General features: G+C 29.3%; 13 protein-coding genes. All 13 read right to left on the reverse strand.

The window, feature by feature from the left end; translation table 11 throughout:
• Positions 1-292: 292 nt before the first annotated feature.
• Positions 293-718: a hypothetical protein gene (locus ACJDTP_RS11590; protein WP_271813633.1), complete on the reverse strand. Its 426-nt coding sequence runs from the start codon at positions 716-718 to the stop codon at positions 293-295.
• Positions 719-946: 228 nt separating this feature from the next.
• Positions 947-2,113: an HNH endonuclease domain-containing protein gene (locus ACJDTP_RS11595; protein ID WP_406761293.1), complete on the reverse strand. Its 1,167-nt coding sequence runs from the start codon at positions 2,111-2,113 to the stop codon at positions 947-949.
• A gap of 55 nt (positions 2,114-2,168) precedes the next feature.
• Positions 2,169-2,405, reverse strand: a complete 237-nt coding sequence (locus tag ACJDTP_RS11600) for a hypothetical protein (protein ID WP_406761294.1) — start codon at positions 2,403-2,405, stop codon at positions 2,169-2,171.
• Positions 2,406-2,452: 47 nt separating this feature from the next.
• Positions 2,453-3,265, reverse strand: a complete 813-nt coding sequence (locus tag ACJDTP_RS11605; RefSeq protein ID WP_406761295.1) for a phage replisome organizer N-terminal domain-containing protein — start codon at positions 3,263-3,265, stop codon at positions 2,453-2,455.
• A gap of 433 nt (positions 3,266-3,698) precedes the next feature.
• Positions 3,699-5,741 carry a glycoside hydrolase family 31 protein gene (locus ACJDTP_RS11610; RefSeq protein ID WP_406761296.1) on the reverse strand — a complete coding sequence of 681 codons (2,043 nt, stop codon included), beginning with the start codon at positions 5,739-5,741 and terminating at the stop codon, positions 3,699-3,701.
• 88 nt (positions 5,742-5,829) lie between these two features.
• Positions 5,830-6,675, reverse strand: a complete 846-nt coding sequence (locus ACJDTP_RS11615; RefSeq protein WP_017210698.1) for a carbohydrate ABC transporter permease — start codon at positions 6,673-6,675, stop codon at positions 5,830-5,832.
• A 1-nt stretch (position 6,676) separates the two neighbouring features.
• Entirely contained in the window at positions 6,677-7,555 is an 879-nt protein-coding gene (locus ACJDTP_RS11620) for a carbohydrate ABC transporter permease (protein ID WP_017210699.1), read from the reverse strand.
• A gap of 82 nt (positions 7,556-7,637) precedes the next feature.
• On the reverse strand, positions 7,638-8,867 hold the full coding sequence (locus ACJDTP_RS11625) for a sugar ABC transporter substrate-binding protein (protein WP_406761297.1): 1,230 nt from the start codon (positions 8,865-8,867) through the stop codon (positions 7,638-7,640).
• Between the two features lie 162 nt (positions 8,868-9,029).
• A complete protein-coding gene (locus tag ACJDTP_RS11630; RefSeq protein WP_406761298.1) occupies positions 9,030-10,571 on the reverse strand; it encodes a response regulator transcription factor in 1,542 nt (513 codons plus the stop codon).
• Between the two features lie 82 nt (positions 10,572-10,653).
• Positions 10,654-12,528 (reverse strand): sensor histidine kinase, encoded by a 1,875-nt coding sequence (locus ACJDTP_RS11635; RefSeq protein WP_406761299.1) that lies wholly within the window; start codon positions 12,526-12,528, stop codon positions 10,654-10,656.
• 122 nt (positions 12,529-12,650) lie between these two features.
• Positions 12,651-13,223 (reverse strand): DNA-3-methyladenine glycosylase I, encoded by a 573-nt coding sequence (locus tag ACJDTP_RS11640; RefSeq protein WP_174775795.1) that lies wholly within the window; start codon positions 13,221-13,223, stop codon positions 12,651-12,653.
• A 160-nt stretch (positions 13,224-13,383) separates the two neighbouring features.
• Positions 13,384-14,751 carry an AAA family ATPase gene (locus ACJDTP_RS11645; protein ID WP_406761300.1) on the reverse strand — a complete coding sequence of 456 codons (1,368 nt, stop codon included), beginning with the start codon at positions 14,749-14,751 and terminating at the stop codon, positions 13,384-13,386.
• 162 nt (positions 14,752-14,913) lie between these two features.
• Positions 14,914-16,044, reverse strand: coding sequence for a GGDEF domain-containing protein (locus tag ACJDTP_RS11650; RefSeq protein ID WP_077869011.1), 1,131 nt, complete (start codon positions 16,042-16,044; stop codon positions 14,914-14,916).
• Between the last annotated feature and the right edge of the window lie 264 nt (positions 16,045-16,308).

Here is a 16,308-nt window from a genome sequence, read left to right on the forward strand (position 1 = left end):
TAGTATTTATAACGTATACAGTATTATAAATTGATAGCTGCGACACTAATTATTCAACAACTATTTGTTTCTGATTTTCTTCTTAGACAGTTGAATTACCAAAACAGAAGACATTGCCATATTCTCAAAAAGTTATTATTCTAATAATACAACTTATCCTAAATATTTATAAAGTTTCTTCATCAAATGTTATATATTTTTTCTTTTCTTATCTCTATCTTTTAAAAGATCTCCTTCACAATAACCTAAAGATTCAGCAAGTCCAAATAAAACTTCCATAACGCCCAATCCCTTACTCAGCTATATTAAACAATTCATAAAAATAATTCATATCATTTTCATATCCTTTTTTTATATCTTCATAATCTATAAAGGTATCTTTATCGTACACACAATGCACATGTTTAACTGTAAATCCTTTTTCTGCTGTAACATTATATGCAGTAATAACGTGTTTTACGTGTCTCTTATAAGTTTCAATAACTACTCTATAAGTTTCATCTAAAATGTTCTTTTCATAGTAAAATATTGTACTATTGCGAGATTGCTTATATACATAATCTGGTTCATTTAAAATTTCTTCAATCTTATTCATAGTCATTTCGGGATGACGAACTTTAATATGATTTTTGTAATTAGCATAATATAAAATAATCTTTTTATGTAATTTTCCTTCTAATTTAAAAACCTTGAGATTATCTTCAAAATAATGATTCATATATATCTCCACCCTTATGTAATTTAACTCATTTGAGAATATTAGGAACAAAATCACAAAAAGCTGTATTTCCTGAATATATCTCTAAAAAATACACTAACATAGTAAGATGAAGTAAAAATTCACTCTGTTGCATTTAATTAAAAAACTATAAATCTAATTATCTCTACGTAAGTAAAAATTAATGCTGAGTTTCTACTAAACTAAAAACTCAGCACGATAATTACCTTAATAAAACAAATTACATAAAACTCCAAACCCCTGATTAACCGCTACTCCATAAACTGGTCCAATCTCTTGCTTCATTCTTCTAATGAATTCCTCTTCGCTATTTTCTTTTTTAAACTTCCTAAGATTCTCAACCTTAAGCACTTGTCCATATTCCTCAAGTTGATTTTTCCTATTTTCATCAACTACAAAGCAAAAGGCTTCGTATTGCATTTCACAAAACTTATCAATATAAGTATCATATTGGAGTAAATTATCACTTTTCTTACTATTTATATTCTTAAAAGTTGGTACTAAATTCCACATTTGATCATGAAGGACAAAGCTCCAAGGTATAAAGTGATCTATGCTTAAAACACCATAATCATTATAATTTGTTTCTGTGAAATCTAAGCCTGTATACAAGTCAGTTATATGCCTTTGTTCTATAACTTGCTTCCATATCTTTGTCTGCCCTCTCAAGTCCCTATTTTTAGGAGCTTCTAATTTCATTGCTATACCTGGTACATTTGGATTGCGCTTTTGCAGGAAGCATACCAATCTATAATACGCCCAGCCTTGAATAATTCTGTAGTTAAACTTTAAGTAATTACACCAATTGTCTTTAATCCTAATACAATTTTCATCCTTATTATTTTTATAAATTTCATAAATACATTCATTATCTTCTTTGGATAGTTCTTCTATGAGCTTTTGAACTTTTTTCTGACCTCTAAGTTTATTCTCAAAAAATGGTGATAAAAATCTATATGGTACATTTAATGTTAATTCTTTAAGCATTTTATTTAATGTTTTATCTTGTGATGAATATATAAAATAAAAAAGCTTACGTTCATCATAATTGCTTTCCAAGTTATATGTATCTGAAATGTAAGTAGCTACTTTTGCTAAATTATCACATAATCCAAAACTTAACTTGTATTTCAAAAGAGGATACCAAGCCTTTACGACCATTTTACATATTAATGTTCTAAATTCTATTTCAAAGTTATCCAAAGAAATTTCATCTAATAAAGCCAGCAGCCAATACATCTTATAACTTGCTACAACCTTATCATCTCTAAGTGATCTAGAAAACGTAGCGTAATCAACTTCATTACTATAAGGGACTTCACATATTTCTTTCGGTAATATTATAGTTTCTTGTGGCATATATACTTTATCCATTCAACCTCACCCATTTTAATACAATCTATCTACATTCTAACATAAAAATAAGATTTTACTCTACATAAACCATTTGCATTTTTATTCCGCTTTTATCGTCCATAGGCACCTCAGGTATTGTTTCAGATCCATTTTCTAATCTAATAACTCCTGTAATTGCTAAACATAATGCATCTATAACATCATCTATTTCACGGATTTTGCCACATATTACATAAGATAATGGACTTAGGCTTGCTCCTAAATTTGCTTTATTTTCTTCAATAGTTTTTGTGTAGTTTTCAGCATACACAGATTGTCTACATGGAGTATTAAATATACTTTAAGTTTTTCCTTCTGTTAAAAGCTAAATGCCAAAACAATCTCCTCATCTTTTCCTATTACCGGCTCCCCTTCAGTAATCTTCATCAGATCATCATTTTCTACTTCATCAACAACACTAATTTCATTAATCTTCTCTTTTTTCTTAGGCTTACTTTTATTTTTCACATTTTTCTTCTCTAAAGTAGTTACTATCTCATTAGGTAAATGCTCTTTGCTTTTGTATTTTTCCACCTTTAATTTCTGAGTAGCTTCATTATCTACTTCCGTTACATTTTTATTACAGCTGTTTAAATGTACACTTGTACTTGTTTCCATACAGCTTTTATTATCAGCAGTAGTGACATTTTTATTTGCAATATTATCTTTTATATCAATTACTTTATTATCCTTATGTTTATTCTCACTCTCTACATTAATGTTCTCTATACAGCTGCTGCTTAGCTGTTTCTTCTCGCTAATTTCAACTTCTTCTGCATTATGTTTATTTTGAACTTTTTCTTTTGTTTTAATATTTTGATGCTTTACAAAGTTTTTTACTTTATATATTTTATCTTGAGTAAGTTCAACCATTTCTAAGTCTATAAAAGTTTTTATAGCTAATTCTATTTCAGATACTTCTCTATTGAACTCTATAGCCAAAGTCTCTAGAGTATATGGTATATTTCTAGATAAAAATAATTCTCCTTCTAAATTGACCTTACCTGCAAGAACCACAAGCCTAGTCCAAACATAATTTATAAGATCTCTTTTTTCCATTCTATCTATTATTTTGAACTTTGTATCCTCATACATATTCACATTAAATTTAACACATTTTCTTTCTCTCATTTTTAACACGCTCCTATATAAATAATTTATCTATATAGGATATATGCTTAAAAATGAAAGTTACTAATATAAATTAAAAATTATTTTATTCTTCCTATAATTTAGCTTCTAAAAACTTGTATTTTTCATTTTAACTTTTGAAATCAATTTTAAAATTATTAATTACTCCATATCTTAATATAAAATAGATTCTTTTATACTATAATGGACTTCACATATTTCTTTTAGCAATATTATCTGTTCTTTTGAAGTATATATTTGATTAATTTTAATTTCACCCAACAAAATACAATATAAATATATTCTACCATAAAAATAAGAGCTTACATTACATAAGCTCTTATCTAAATACATCCTATTTAACAATGATAAAAATCAACCGATTTAACCAGCTGGGATTATAACCCCAAATTGCCGATTTATTATATTAATTTTAAATATTTATAGTGCAAGATCCTTCCTTATAATCCCTTAAAAATAATGGAATTTGATCAATTGGTGCATCTACGAGTATTGTTTGTCCACCTTCCATTTTTTCTTTTGTCCATGCATTAGTCCAATTTGAACCTGATGGCAGATACACCTCACGTTCAGTCTGACCTTTTTCCATAATAGGTGCAACTAGGATATTTGGCCCAAACATATACTGCGATTCATTTTCCCAACAGAGTTTATCCTCTGGAAAATCATAGAACATTGGTCGCATGACTGGAGTTCCTTTTTTATGTGCTTCTTCCATTAAAGTAGTAATATAAGGCATCATTGCTTCTCTTATTTTCAAATACTTCTTGCAGATATCATATACCTTATCTCCATAAGACCATACTTCATTATCAGCACCAGATACACATTCAGCTCCACCTGTTGTTCCATACTGAGGTTTGAAAGGCCAGCGATAACCATGAAGTCTCATAACTGGGCAGAAAGTTCCGTATTCAAACCAACGGATCAACACCTCATGGAAATCCGGATCATCAATATGTCCTCCGAAGAATCCTCCAATGTCTGTAGTCCACCAAGGAATTCCTGCAAGTCCCATATTTAATCCTGCTGCAAACTGATTTCTGAGGCTTTTAAAGGAAGAATGTATATCACCTGACCAAACTAACGCACCGTATCTTTGAGATCCAGCCCATGCACAGCGTAGCAAATTAATTATGTCTTCCTGTCCTTCTGCTTTCATACCATCAAAGAATGTTTTTGCATACATCATAGGATAAATGTTTCCTACCTGCACATTTGGCCCTAAATGATATCGGTAATTTTCGAAATCATAAACGCTATATTCAGGCTCTGCTTCATCAAGCCAGAAAATCTTCACACCCTTATCGTAGTAATTTTTCTTAGCTTTCTGCCATACATACTCTCTTGCCTCAGGATTAGTAGGGTCATAATGTATAGTATTTCCCATGAAATTCATACAAATGCGGAAACCTTTATCTGTTCTAACGAGCAATCCCTTATTCATCATTTCGTCAAAATTTTCACTTCTATAATCTACAGTTGGCCAAATAGATACCATCAATTCAATTCCCATATCCTTAAGTTCTTTTATCATAGCATCTGGATCTGGCCAGTATGTTGGATCAAACTTCCATTCGCCTTGTAGTGGCCAGTGGAAAAAATCTACCACAATAACAGAGATAGGAAGATTACGTTTCTTATATTCCCTTGCTACTTCTAAAAGTTCTTCTTGAGTCTGATAACGTAACTTACATTGCCAGAATCCCATAGCGTATTTTGGCATCATAGGAACTTTTCCAGTTGCATCAGCATATGCTTCTTCAATCTCTGCTGGAGTGTCTCCTGCAGTAATCCAATAGTCCAGCTTCTTTGTAGAATATGCTTCCCATGTAGTAATATTCTTTCCAAAATTCACACGACCCACTGCAGGATTGTTCCAAAGAAATCCATAGCCCAAAGATGATAGAGCAAATGGCACGCTAGCCTGAGAATTTCTGTGTGCTAATTCTAAATCTGCTCCTTTCACGTCTAAGAACGGCTGTTGATATTGCCCCATACCATAGATTTTTTCATCTGGATTAGAAACAAACCTCATACTTAGATGATAATCTCCTCCTATAATCGGCTTGAATTCTCTTCCTTCCACTTCAAGGGAACTACAAGTAGAACTATACATATCCTTACGATTACGAACATATTCCTCTAACAGCAATTCACCTTTCTGATTATAAAATTCCAATTTTCCAATCTGATTAATTACTGCTGTAATCTTACCATTTACGATTTTTGCACTATACTCCTCAATACTGATCTTAGCATTAGATGATTTTGGTTCTATAAGCGCCCAATCCTCCATAGGCATATCTGATCCTTTTGTGGATTTAATCCTTAAACTATTCGGCCCCCATGGCATGATAATAAGACGTTCTGCATCATATCTATAGCAAAGAGCTCCATCCTTTTCCTCAAAATATCCTAATAAAAATTCTCTGTTATCATCAAATTGTCCCATATTAATCCCTCCTATTTATTATTCTTCTCAGTCTATTGTGAATTCCTAAAGCATTTATTTACCTAACTTTTTTCCTGTAATATTTTAATTATTCTTTTACTGCACCACTAGTTAGACCACCGATTATATATTTTTGCATGAATATAAATATTGCTACTACCGGAATTATAGTGAGTGTACCAAAAGCCATTATTTTATTCCAAGCTAAACCGTATTGTCCCATAAAATTATAGATTCCTGCAGTCATTGGCCTCATGCTTTGCTCATTCATAAATGTTAAAGCAAAAATCAAGTCCCCCCAAGCAAATAAGAATGAAAATACTGCAGCCATTATAATACCTGGATAAGATACTGGAAGTATAATTCTTATAAAAGCTTGGAATGTATTGCACCCATCAACCCTGGCAGAGTCCTCCAGTTCCTTAGGTATGGATAAAAAATACGTTCTTAGTATAATTACAACAAATGGTATAGATATTGTGCAGTCAGCAAGAATAGGTGATAAGTAAGTATTTAATATTCTAAATCTCCCAAATATTATAAACATTGGCGTTAATAATAAAGTTGCCGGAAGCATCTGAGTAATAAGAAATGATTGAATAAATAGTTTTTTACCTTTAATTCTATACCTTGCAAGACCATATGCTGATGGCACTGCAAAAAGCAATGTGATCACAAGAACCGAAAAACTTATGAAACAGCTGTTAAAAAAACCTTTGAATATGCTATATTCACCAGTTATTTGAGCAGCATATGCACTTAGTGTAAGCTGTTCAGGAAAAAAGGTCGGAGGATTCCTAAATATTTCAGCATCACTTTTAAATGAACTTATAATTACCCAATATAAAGGGAATAGAAATATTGCTCCAACTATTACAGCTATAATATTTAAAATAATGTTAGTTCTCGGTTTAATATATCTTCTTTCCTCCAAATTACATCACCTCATCTTCTTTTATTAATTTTACATAGAATAGGCTTACTATAAATAGAGTTAAGAACAGAATATTGGCTACTGCTGAACCTTGGCTATAGCTATATTGATTGAATGATAGCTTATATGATAAAGTAGACAAAACTTCTGTTGCATTTACGGGTCCACCATTTGTCATTATAAAAACAAGGTCAAATACTTTAAATGTATAAATAAATCCGAGCATTAACACTGACAAAATTGCAGGTTTTATAGATGGAATAGTTATATAAAATAGTTTTTGAAACCAATTTGCTCCATCAAGACTGGCACTTTCATAAATAGATTTAGGAATCGTACTCAATCCAGTTGTTAAAAGAATCATATTAAAAGGGATTCCAACCCATACGTTAGTTATAATAAGTCCCCACATTGCACTATTAGGCTGTATAAGCCAGTCCAAAGGCTGATTTATAACATGAAGATTCATAAGTATTTGATTAATAACTCCACCACTTGGACTAAACATAAATTTAAATGATAATGCATTAATAGTCATTGGTATTAACCAAGATACCATAACCAAACCTCTTATAAATTTTGAAAAAGTGAATTCTATATTAAAGAACAATGCAAATGCAAAACCTAGCACAAATTGAAAAATTATACATACAACAGTATAATAAAGAGTATTTCCGATAGCTACCAGAAGCACAGAGCTTTTAAATAATTCTATATAATTCTTAAACCCTACAAATTCTTTTATTGGACTGTTTACAGTCATAACATTAACGTCTTGCAAACTTAGTAAAATATTATATATTATTGGATAACCAACAAATAATAGCATAAATATAACGGCTGGTACAATAAACATATAACCCACTCTATTCTTATGCATATTTCTACCTCTTTTCATTTTCTATTTAATATGGATAGAGGGCTTAATTAAAGCGCCTCAACCATATTAACATTTACAAAAATCACTTTAATACCGCATCAATCTTTGTTTGAGCTTCATCTAATGCTTCTTGAGGGCTCTTCTGCATTGTCAAAGATTCTTGGTATGCAGTGTAAATTGCTTCGGAAATTTGAGGCCATTTTGGATGTGGTCCTCTAGGCATAGCATACTGCATTTGATCCATGAAAACTGCTTTATTAGGATCTTCAGTCCAAACTTTATCGTTAGCTAAATCTTTTCTAGGTGGAAAATATCCTGTATTATTTATGAAGTCTCTAACATTATCAGCCTTTCCAATAAACTTTAAAAATTCCCATGCTTCTTCAGGATGGTGCCCTTTAACAATTCCTATGTTCTCACCACCAAGGACTGAAGCATATTTCTGATCTTTAGGAATTTTTACACATGCCCACTTCATATTAGGAGCATCACTCTTAAGTGTTGAAAATTGCCATGGCCCATTTATCATCATAGCTGCTTTACCTGTAGCAAACTGCTTCTCAACACCAGGTTGATCCCAATTAATACATTCTTTACTTAAAGACCCATCTTTAAGTAGGTCTGTCCACAATTGAAGTGATTTTACTACTTCTGGAGAATTAACTTTTTCTACACTTCCTCCTGAAGATAATAAGAAAGGCATAAACTGGAATGTACCTTCTTCGCTTTTCACAGCAGATAATGACAAACCATAAACCCCATCTTTTGTGAGTTTCTTCGCAGCTGTTCTAAGCTCATCCCATGTTTGAGGAGGAGTAACTCCTGCCTGCTTAAGAAGGTCCTCATTATAAAATAACGCTAAACAATTGCTATCCATAGGAATTCCATAATTTTTGCCGTTATACATTGTTGACTTCCATGGACCTTCAAAATAATTATCTTTTTCATCCCAGTCTTTAACTTTGTCTGTTATATCTTCAAACATTCCCATTGCTGCAAATGCTGCATGATCAGGATTATCTATAACGGCAAGATCCGGTAGATTTTGTGCTGCTATTCCTACTGAAAACTGCTTCTTTATGTCTGCAAATGGTACATATTCATTTACTACTTCTACTTTATCTTGAGACTTATTAAATTTATCAACTAAATTATTAAATGATTTTTTTTCATTGTCGTTATAATAACTCCAAACTTTTAGCGTAACCTTCCCGTTAGTATTGCTAGCAGTTTGTTGAGTACTTGATGATCCGCAGCCAATCAAACTTAAAGAAAGTACAGCACCTATTATTAATGATATGGTTTTTTTCAATTTAATCCCCCCACTTTAAAATTCATATCTTCGACATAAACTCATTTAGATAAATGTAAACATATACAATACAAGATGCGCATCTGTTACTATCATTATATTTCTTACAATATTCTAATCCAATTCCAAAGTTTTAAGAAAAGTGTAAAAAACTAATGAATTTTATTTATGCATTGTAACGTATTTTCCTGCACAAACACCTGTAACGCTTTTAAAGACCTTACAAAAATATTTTGGATCATTGTATCCAACCCTCTTAGCAATCTCTCCTATTTTTAAATTACTGCTAATAAGTAATTCCTTGGATTTATTTATTCTGTATTCCTTTAAATAGCTTGTAAAATTAGTTCCTACTTCCTTATAAAATAATGTAGAAAGATATTCAGGGGTGACATTAAGGCTTGCTGCTATATTTTCTAATGAAATGCATTCTGCATAATCATTTATTATTTTATTAATAGTCTTATATACAATTAAACTGTATGATGCCTTTGAATCTTTATTATTTAATTCAGACACTATATTTATTATATTTTTTAAAATATCCTCTATTTCACACCAGCTTGTACTATTTTTAACTTTTTCTAATATTCTTTCATTATTAATTTTAATAAACAACTCATAATTAATATCTTTCATTATGTTAATTATTGAAATCACGAAACAATCTACACCATCTATGATACTATCTGGATGATATTTGCCTGATTTGCAATAACTTAAAAACTTATTTATTAAATTACTTAATTTAATATAGTCCTGTTCACCAATTGCAGCCATAATTAACTGCTCAATTTCCTTAGGATATTTAAAAGTTTTAGTGCATATGCTTGATATTGCATTCTTAGTAACTATAGCATCCTTTTTCAATAATAATGACCATTTTAAATTTCTGTTTATTTCTTTCACTCTACTCGCAACTTCATCAATTGAAATTAATTTAGAAAGACCAGCAACAATGCAGTTTTCAAATCCATTATCATGAAATAAATCAAATAATTTCTTATTCATTTCTTTTTCAATATTTACTTCCGAATCCTTTGATGCAAATAAAATTAATATTTCATTATTATATTCATACTCTAAATGTATATATTTTAGATTTTCAATGTTCTTGAAAAAATTATCTATACATTTTTTTAGCAAATTATATCGCTCAATGGTGGTATTAATTAATTTAACAACCATAACATAATTAAAATTATCTTCCTTTATCTTATCTGAATAGTGTTCATATATTTTGCTAATCTTTATTTTCCCTTCTATCATCTCTATTATCATTTGTTCAAAAGTCATTATGTTAATTCTTTGATAACTTTCTTTTTCTATTTCCCTATCAATATCTTTTTCTATTTTTTCAAGAACATTTTTCAGATCTTCAACTGTTATGGGCTTTAATAAATAATCAGTAACTCCAACTGAAATAGCTTTCTTGGCAAATTCAAATTCTGAATACGCTGTAATAATTATCATCTTAACCTTAATTTCAGATTCATTAAGCTTTTTAAGCATCTCTAATCCATTTAGTCCAGGCATTTTAATATCTGTTATAACTACCTGTGGTTTTGTTTTTTCTATTATATTAAAACCTTCTAAGCCATCATTTGCTTCCCCTATAACATGATAATTTTTGTTGATTTTAGGTAATAATTTTATAATTCCTCTTCTAGTCCTAATCTCATCCTCAATAACAACAATGTTCATATACTTCCCCCTGAAAACCTAGTTATTTTTAATATATCCAACATATATTATGAATAGAAACTCTAAGAAATATCTTATATAATTATTTTATTTTAGGTATTCTAATGCAAATACTTGTCCCTCTGCCAATTTCACTTTCTATATTGAACTTATAATAATCTCCATAATATATTCTAAGTCTTGATATTACATTTTCTATTCCAATATGCTCTCCTTTATTAATAATCTTAGCTTCACTTACAAGGCTATTAATATATTTTACTTTCTCACTATCCATTCCTTTTCCATTATCTTTTATAAAAATCACTATATCCGCTTCCTTTATTTCAATTGACACTTCTAAAACACCTCCAGATGTATAACCCTCAAAGCCGTGTATAATAGAATTTTCGATTAGTGGCTGCAGCATAAGCTTGTGTATTTTAAATTCCAGCACTTCTTCCTCGAACTTAATTTCAGTTTTAAAGGAATTATCAAATCTGCTTTCCTGAAGATATAAATACTGCTTAAGCCATTGAATTTCTTGTGAAAAAGAAACTATTTTATTACTTTGATTAATTGAATATCTTAATATTTGACCTAAGCTTTTAAGCATTTTACTAATTTCATACTCCTCCTTTTCAATTGCCATCCAGTTGATACAGTCAAGAGTATTATATAAAAAATGCGGATTAATCTGAGCCTCAATTGCTCTTATTTCTGCTTCCTTTTGCAATTTTACTGCTTCAGAAGTTAAATTCATCTGAATTCTAAGTTTTTCAACTAACTCATTAATATGAGATATCATCTTATTAAAGGTTAGTGCAATTATAGAAAACTCATCAGTTATATCCTCCTCTATTCTTACAGATAATTCTCCTTTCTGTGCTTTCTTCATTGCCGCAACAATTTTTCTTATGGAGCTTGTCAACCTATTTGAAACTAGCACTATAAAAAATATGAAAAAGAGTATTACTATAACAATAACTATAATAATAATTCTTATGCTCAGATTTACTTCGGAAAATAATTTATTTTCATCAATTATATTCACAATATACCAGTTACTTATTTTTAAGCTCTTAGTGTTTACAATTAGTGAATTTCCTTTCACAATATGAGAATTAATTATAGTATTGTTTAGGTCCTCTGAATTTCTATCTTTTTTATTAGCTAAATAATATATATTTTTCCCAATATAATTTCTATCTTCATAAGATACTATTGTACCTTCATTATCTATAATTAATGAATATACATTGATATTATTGGCATGCAGATCATCTGAATTTAAGTTATAAGTCTTTTGTAAAACGTCTTCATTTATGCTTATACAAAGAACTCCGATTATTCTGTCACTTGTAAAGTCAATTATATTTGAATACACATTAATCAAATTATACGTTTCTTCTACCAATGGCTGCGTATATGACATTCCGCTCCATATTGTTCCGTATCTGCTAGTCTCATCTTCATAATCATTTTTTTCAATTATATCGTCATACTTTTTCCAGATATCTGGTATTGCATGTCCATTTATTCTGTTATATGAAGCTATCTTATGATTTTTATTAGTACGTATATCAATATTAACAATTCCCAGTTTTGAATAAGCGTAAACAGTTAATTTGCCTTTAATATCATTCAATGCCACTTGGGTATTTATATCCGTATTACTTCCAACATCATATTTATCAATCAGTTTTGTGAGTTCATCATCGCTGGCAATCTGCATATCTAAATCTTCATAAGAAGAAAGAGTAGTGTTTATACTTTTAGCAGATTGTGTAAGACTAAAATCCATTAGCCTTGATATTTTATTTTCTATTTTATTAGTAGAATAATAATAAGAAAATATCTCAATAGATAAGATTGGTAATATGGAAATAATCAGAAATGATGATATTAATTTTGTTTTAAAACTAGCCTTTTTTATATGATTAAATCCCATATTGTAAAAAAACTTTTTATTATTCATAATATTCATCTCATTTCTTACGAATTATCAGAATCTATATTTAATAATTTATTTCTAAAATATAAAAAAGATAGATTATTTACTTTTTAAATATTCTATCTCTAATTATATAACATTTTTAACTAAATTAATTTTGTATAGCAAAAGCATTCAGTTGTATGATCGTTAACCATTCCTACTGCTTGCATAAAGGAATAACAAATTGTACTTCCAACAAATTTGAAACCATCTTTTTTTAGTTGCTTACTCATTTTATCACTTAATTCATTTGAAGCCGGAACTTCTCCTATGCTTTTCCATGAATTAATGATAGGCTTATTGTCTACAAACTTCCATATATAATTGGAAAACGAGCCACACTCTTCTCTAATTTTCAGAAATGCTTTTGCATTAGTTACAACACTTTCAATTTTTCTTCTATTACGAACAATACCTTTATCTTGCATTAATTGTTCTAATTTTTCTTCAGTATATTTCACTATCTTTTCAGCTTCAAAATTATCAAAAGCTTCTTTATAGTTTTCTCTTTTTTTAAGAATGGTCCACCAGCTTAAGCCTGCTTGAGCTCCTTCTAAGCACAACATTTCAAATAGTTTCCTATCATCATATACCGGCACTCCCCATTCCTTATCGTGATATTCAATATATAATTCTTCTTTTGTCACCCATTCACATCTTTTAATAATTTGAATCACTTCCTTTTAAGATAAATCGCAAACCTTGCTGTATTTTCACCGTTTTTTTACATAAATCTAATCTTTATAAACACGTAAAAGTGTTAATTAATCCATATTATAAGTATATTTTACCATAAAATAAGAGCTTACATTACATAAACTCTTATTATAGCGATCTTTATATTTTGCTGAACTCAAATCTTGGAAATAAAAATATTGGAATTGTATAAGTCTTGTTTGCAATTCCACCTTGTGTTACCCCTTTTAGATAAACTGCAAAATTAATTTTTCCATTAGCTAATGATTTTGTTATAGTTTTACCTGGATTCTTACCAGCCTTAACTTCTATTCCGTAAACATACCCATTTTCCCTATCTCTATAGACAAAATCAAGTTCTCCATCACCATAGATGCCAAACATAGTAACTATAGATATCTTATCCAAAAGACAGTGGTAAACAAACGTTTCATTTAATAACCCGCTAGATTCCGATGCTAATAGGTTTGCTTTTTTCATCACATAATTTGCCATACCAACATCTGACAAAAAATATCTTTGTCTCTTTTTTATATTGGTAAATTCAAAATCTATAAGCTTATCACAGTCTTTAACAAATTTTGACGTGTAAAACCATTGAAGTACTCTATTACAATTTTCCTTCGTGATATTACTTGAATATTGTTTGGTTATTATTTGCTGTAATTCTTCCGTATAACTGCTTTCCTTAATGCCTTTTTTTCCTCTAGCTAGAATTTCAATTATTGCGCTTATGCAGTCTTCAAACACTCTTGTAGTCAATATATCTCCATCAAAATATCTTGAAGATTCTTCACAAAATACTCTTAATAATTTTTCAAACAAATCATTAATATTTTCCTTGTGATTTCTTAAGTATTCGCATACTATCTCTGGATACCCGCCAACTTCTAAGTAATCTTTATACTTATCATAAAATAAATCATAATCCTTTTTATCGCCATCTCCATACAAATCTAATGACTCATAAGCTTGTGTTAAATTAAGCGCATTAACAAATTCAGTGAATGATAATGGCTTTATTTCAAGGAAATCTACATCACCCATTGGAGACCAAAACTCTTTCTGCATAACAACTCTTCCCAAATAACTTCCAGTCATGATAAAATGTGCTTTAAATTCCCTTGCAAATTGCCTTATCATATTATAAATCTTATAAGATTCTTGTATTTCATCTATTATAATTATGCATTCTTCATTGTCTTCAAAATTGTTAGAGAATCTCTTAAACATCTCTTTTAATGTATTTGTTTTTTCCCTGTCTAGTTTTCCTGATAGACGTTCTTCTTTTATTATATTATAAATTGTAAGTAAGTCCTCTCCTGTTTCTTCCAACAGATTTATATATATTAAATGCTTATAATTTTCTCTTGCAAATTTTTTTACTAAATAAGTTTTTCCTACCTGTCTTGCACCTTCTACTAATAATACCTTATTATTATGATTATTTTTCCACTCTAATAGCTTTTTATATGCATCTCTTTTAAGATCTATTATTTGTTTTTCCACGTTTCTCACTTCCTTACAATTCAAGCTATAATCTTGTCTAGTTTCTACTAAATTATATCTTAAAATTTATTTTCCAATAATAATTTTACCACTATTTAAATATACCAGCAATAAAGCTTGTAATTTTCTAAATTCTTATCTTTTTTAATTTTACGTGCTAAATTATAACTTCATCTTTCTACTTTTCTTTTGCTCATACATCAATTTATCTGCACATTTCAAAATGTCATGGATATCTTCTTTAGCGTTACTACAACATGCCACTCCATAACTGAATTTAAGTTCATATGGTTTCTCTTTAGTTTTATTATATGCCTCAATGTTTTTATTTAAATTTTGAATATAATTATCAACTATTTCTTTCCGCTCAACTTCTAATAAAATTAAAAATTCATCCCCGCCTACACGTATCAATTTTTTTCTTCTTAGCGAGAAACTCTCAATTAGTAGATTAGCAAACATTTTAAGTGCTTCATCGCCTTCGTTATGCCCAAATTTATCATTAACACTTTTAAAATCATCTATATCAATATTAATTATAAAAAGCTTATTAATCTTCTTAAAAGAGATATTTTCAATATAGCGTTCATAGGATGAATAATTTTCTAATCCCGTCAGCCTATCTCTATGTACCTGATCATTTAATATGAAGATATAAATAATAACTATCATCATTGCAGTTCCATTCCAAATAGTTAGATAACTAGAATATACAATCTGAATACCTGTAAATACTCCTGCTGCAATATAGAATAAATTAAATATACGAAGCTCCCACCAAGAAAACCTTTTACGCTGTTTGTAAATAAAATATAAGTTGTACCCAAAGTAAAAGTAACTTACACAAGGTAATATAAAAAATAAAGGTCCACGTTCATAAGTATTTTCACTAGTTACATAAAAAAGCAAGTTTACACTATAGCTTACAAATGCCATTATCCCATTTATGAGTAGCGGTAATAAAAGTATTTTATTTAGTTTGATTTTATCTTTCTGATACCTATTTACCCATTCTTTACTGAATATATATCCTAGAAATGGAATGATAGGAGTCACTGAAAATCCAAGAACATTGACAATCTTTTGCATTACCATAAATTGTTTTAAATTTGGATTATTTAATATAACGCTTAAAATCTCTAGCATTATGGCAAATGCTGTTAATCCCATAATCCACATAAACAATCTATTGGTTATATTTTTTCTATTCATATTAAAATAAGTATGTCCAAATAAAATAAGCAATAAAATAAATAAAACTATATTAACTTGAACCGGTGAAAAAATTGCCATAATATATTAACTCCATTTCTATTAAAATATAGGATATACTTATAATTATTCATAGATCATACTTAATGATTCTTTTATAACTCCAATTTTTAAAAATATCTCGACCTCAAAGTGTATAAAATTACCTTTATCATATTATACCACCACAATAATACTAATACAGATAAGTTTCGATTATTTATTTATACCTGAATTATTCATAGATATAGTTAATAACATAAGAAAGTTAGTTTTTCATGCTATTAGCTATTTCTTTTCTTAATT

This window comes from Candidatus Clostridium helianthi (genome assembly GCF_045310795.1).
Classification (GTDB): Bacteria; Bacillota; Clostridia; order Clostridiales; family Clostridiaceae; genus Clostridium; species Clostridium helianthi.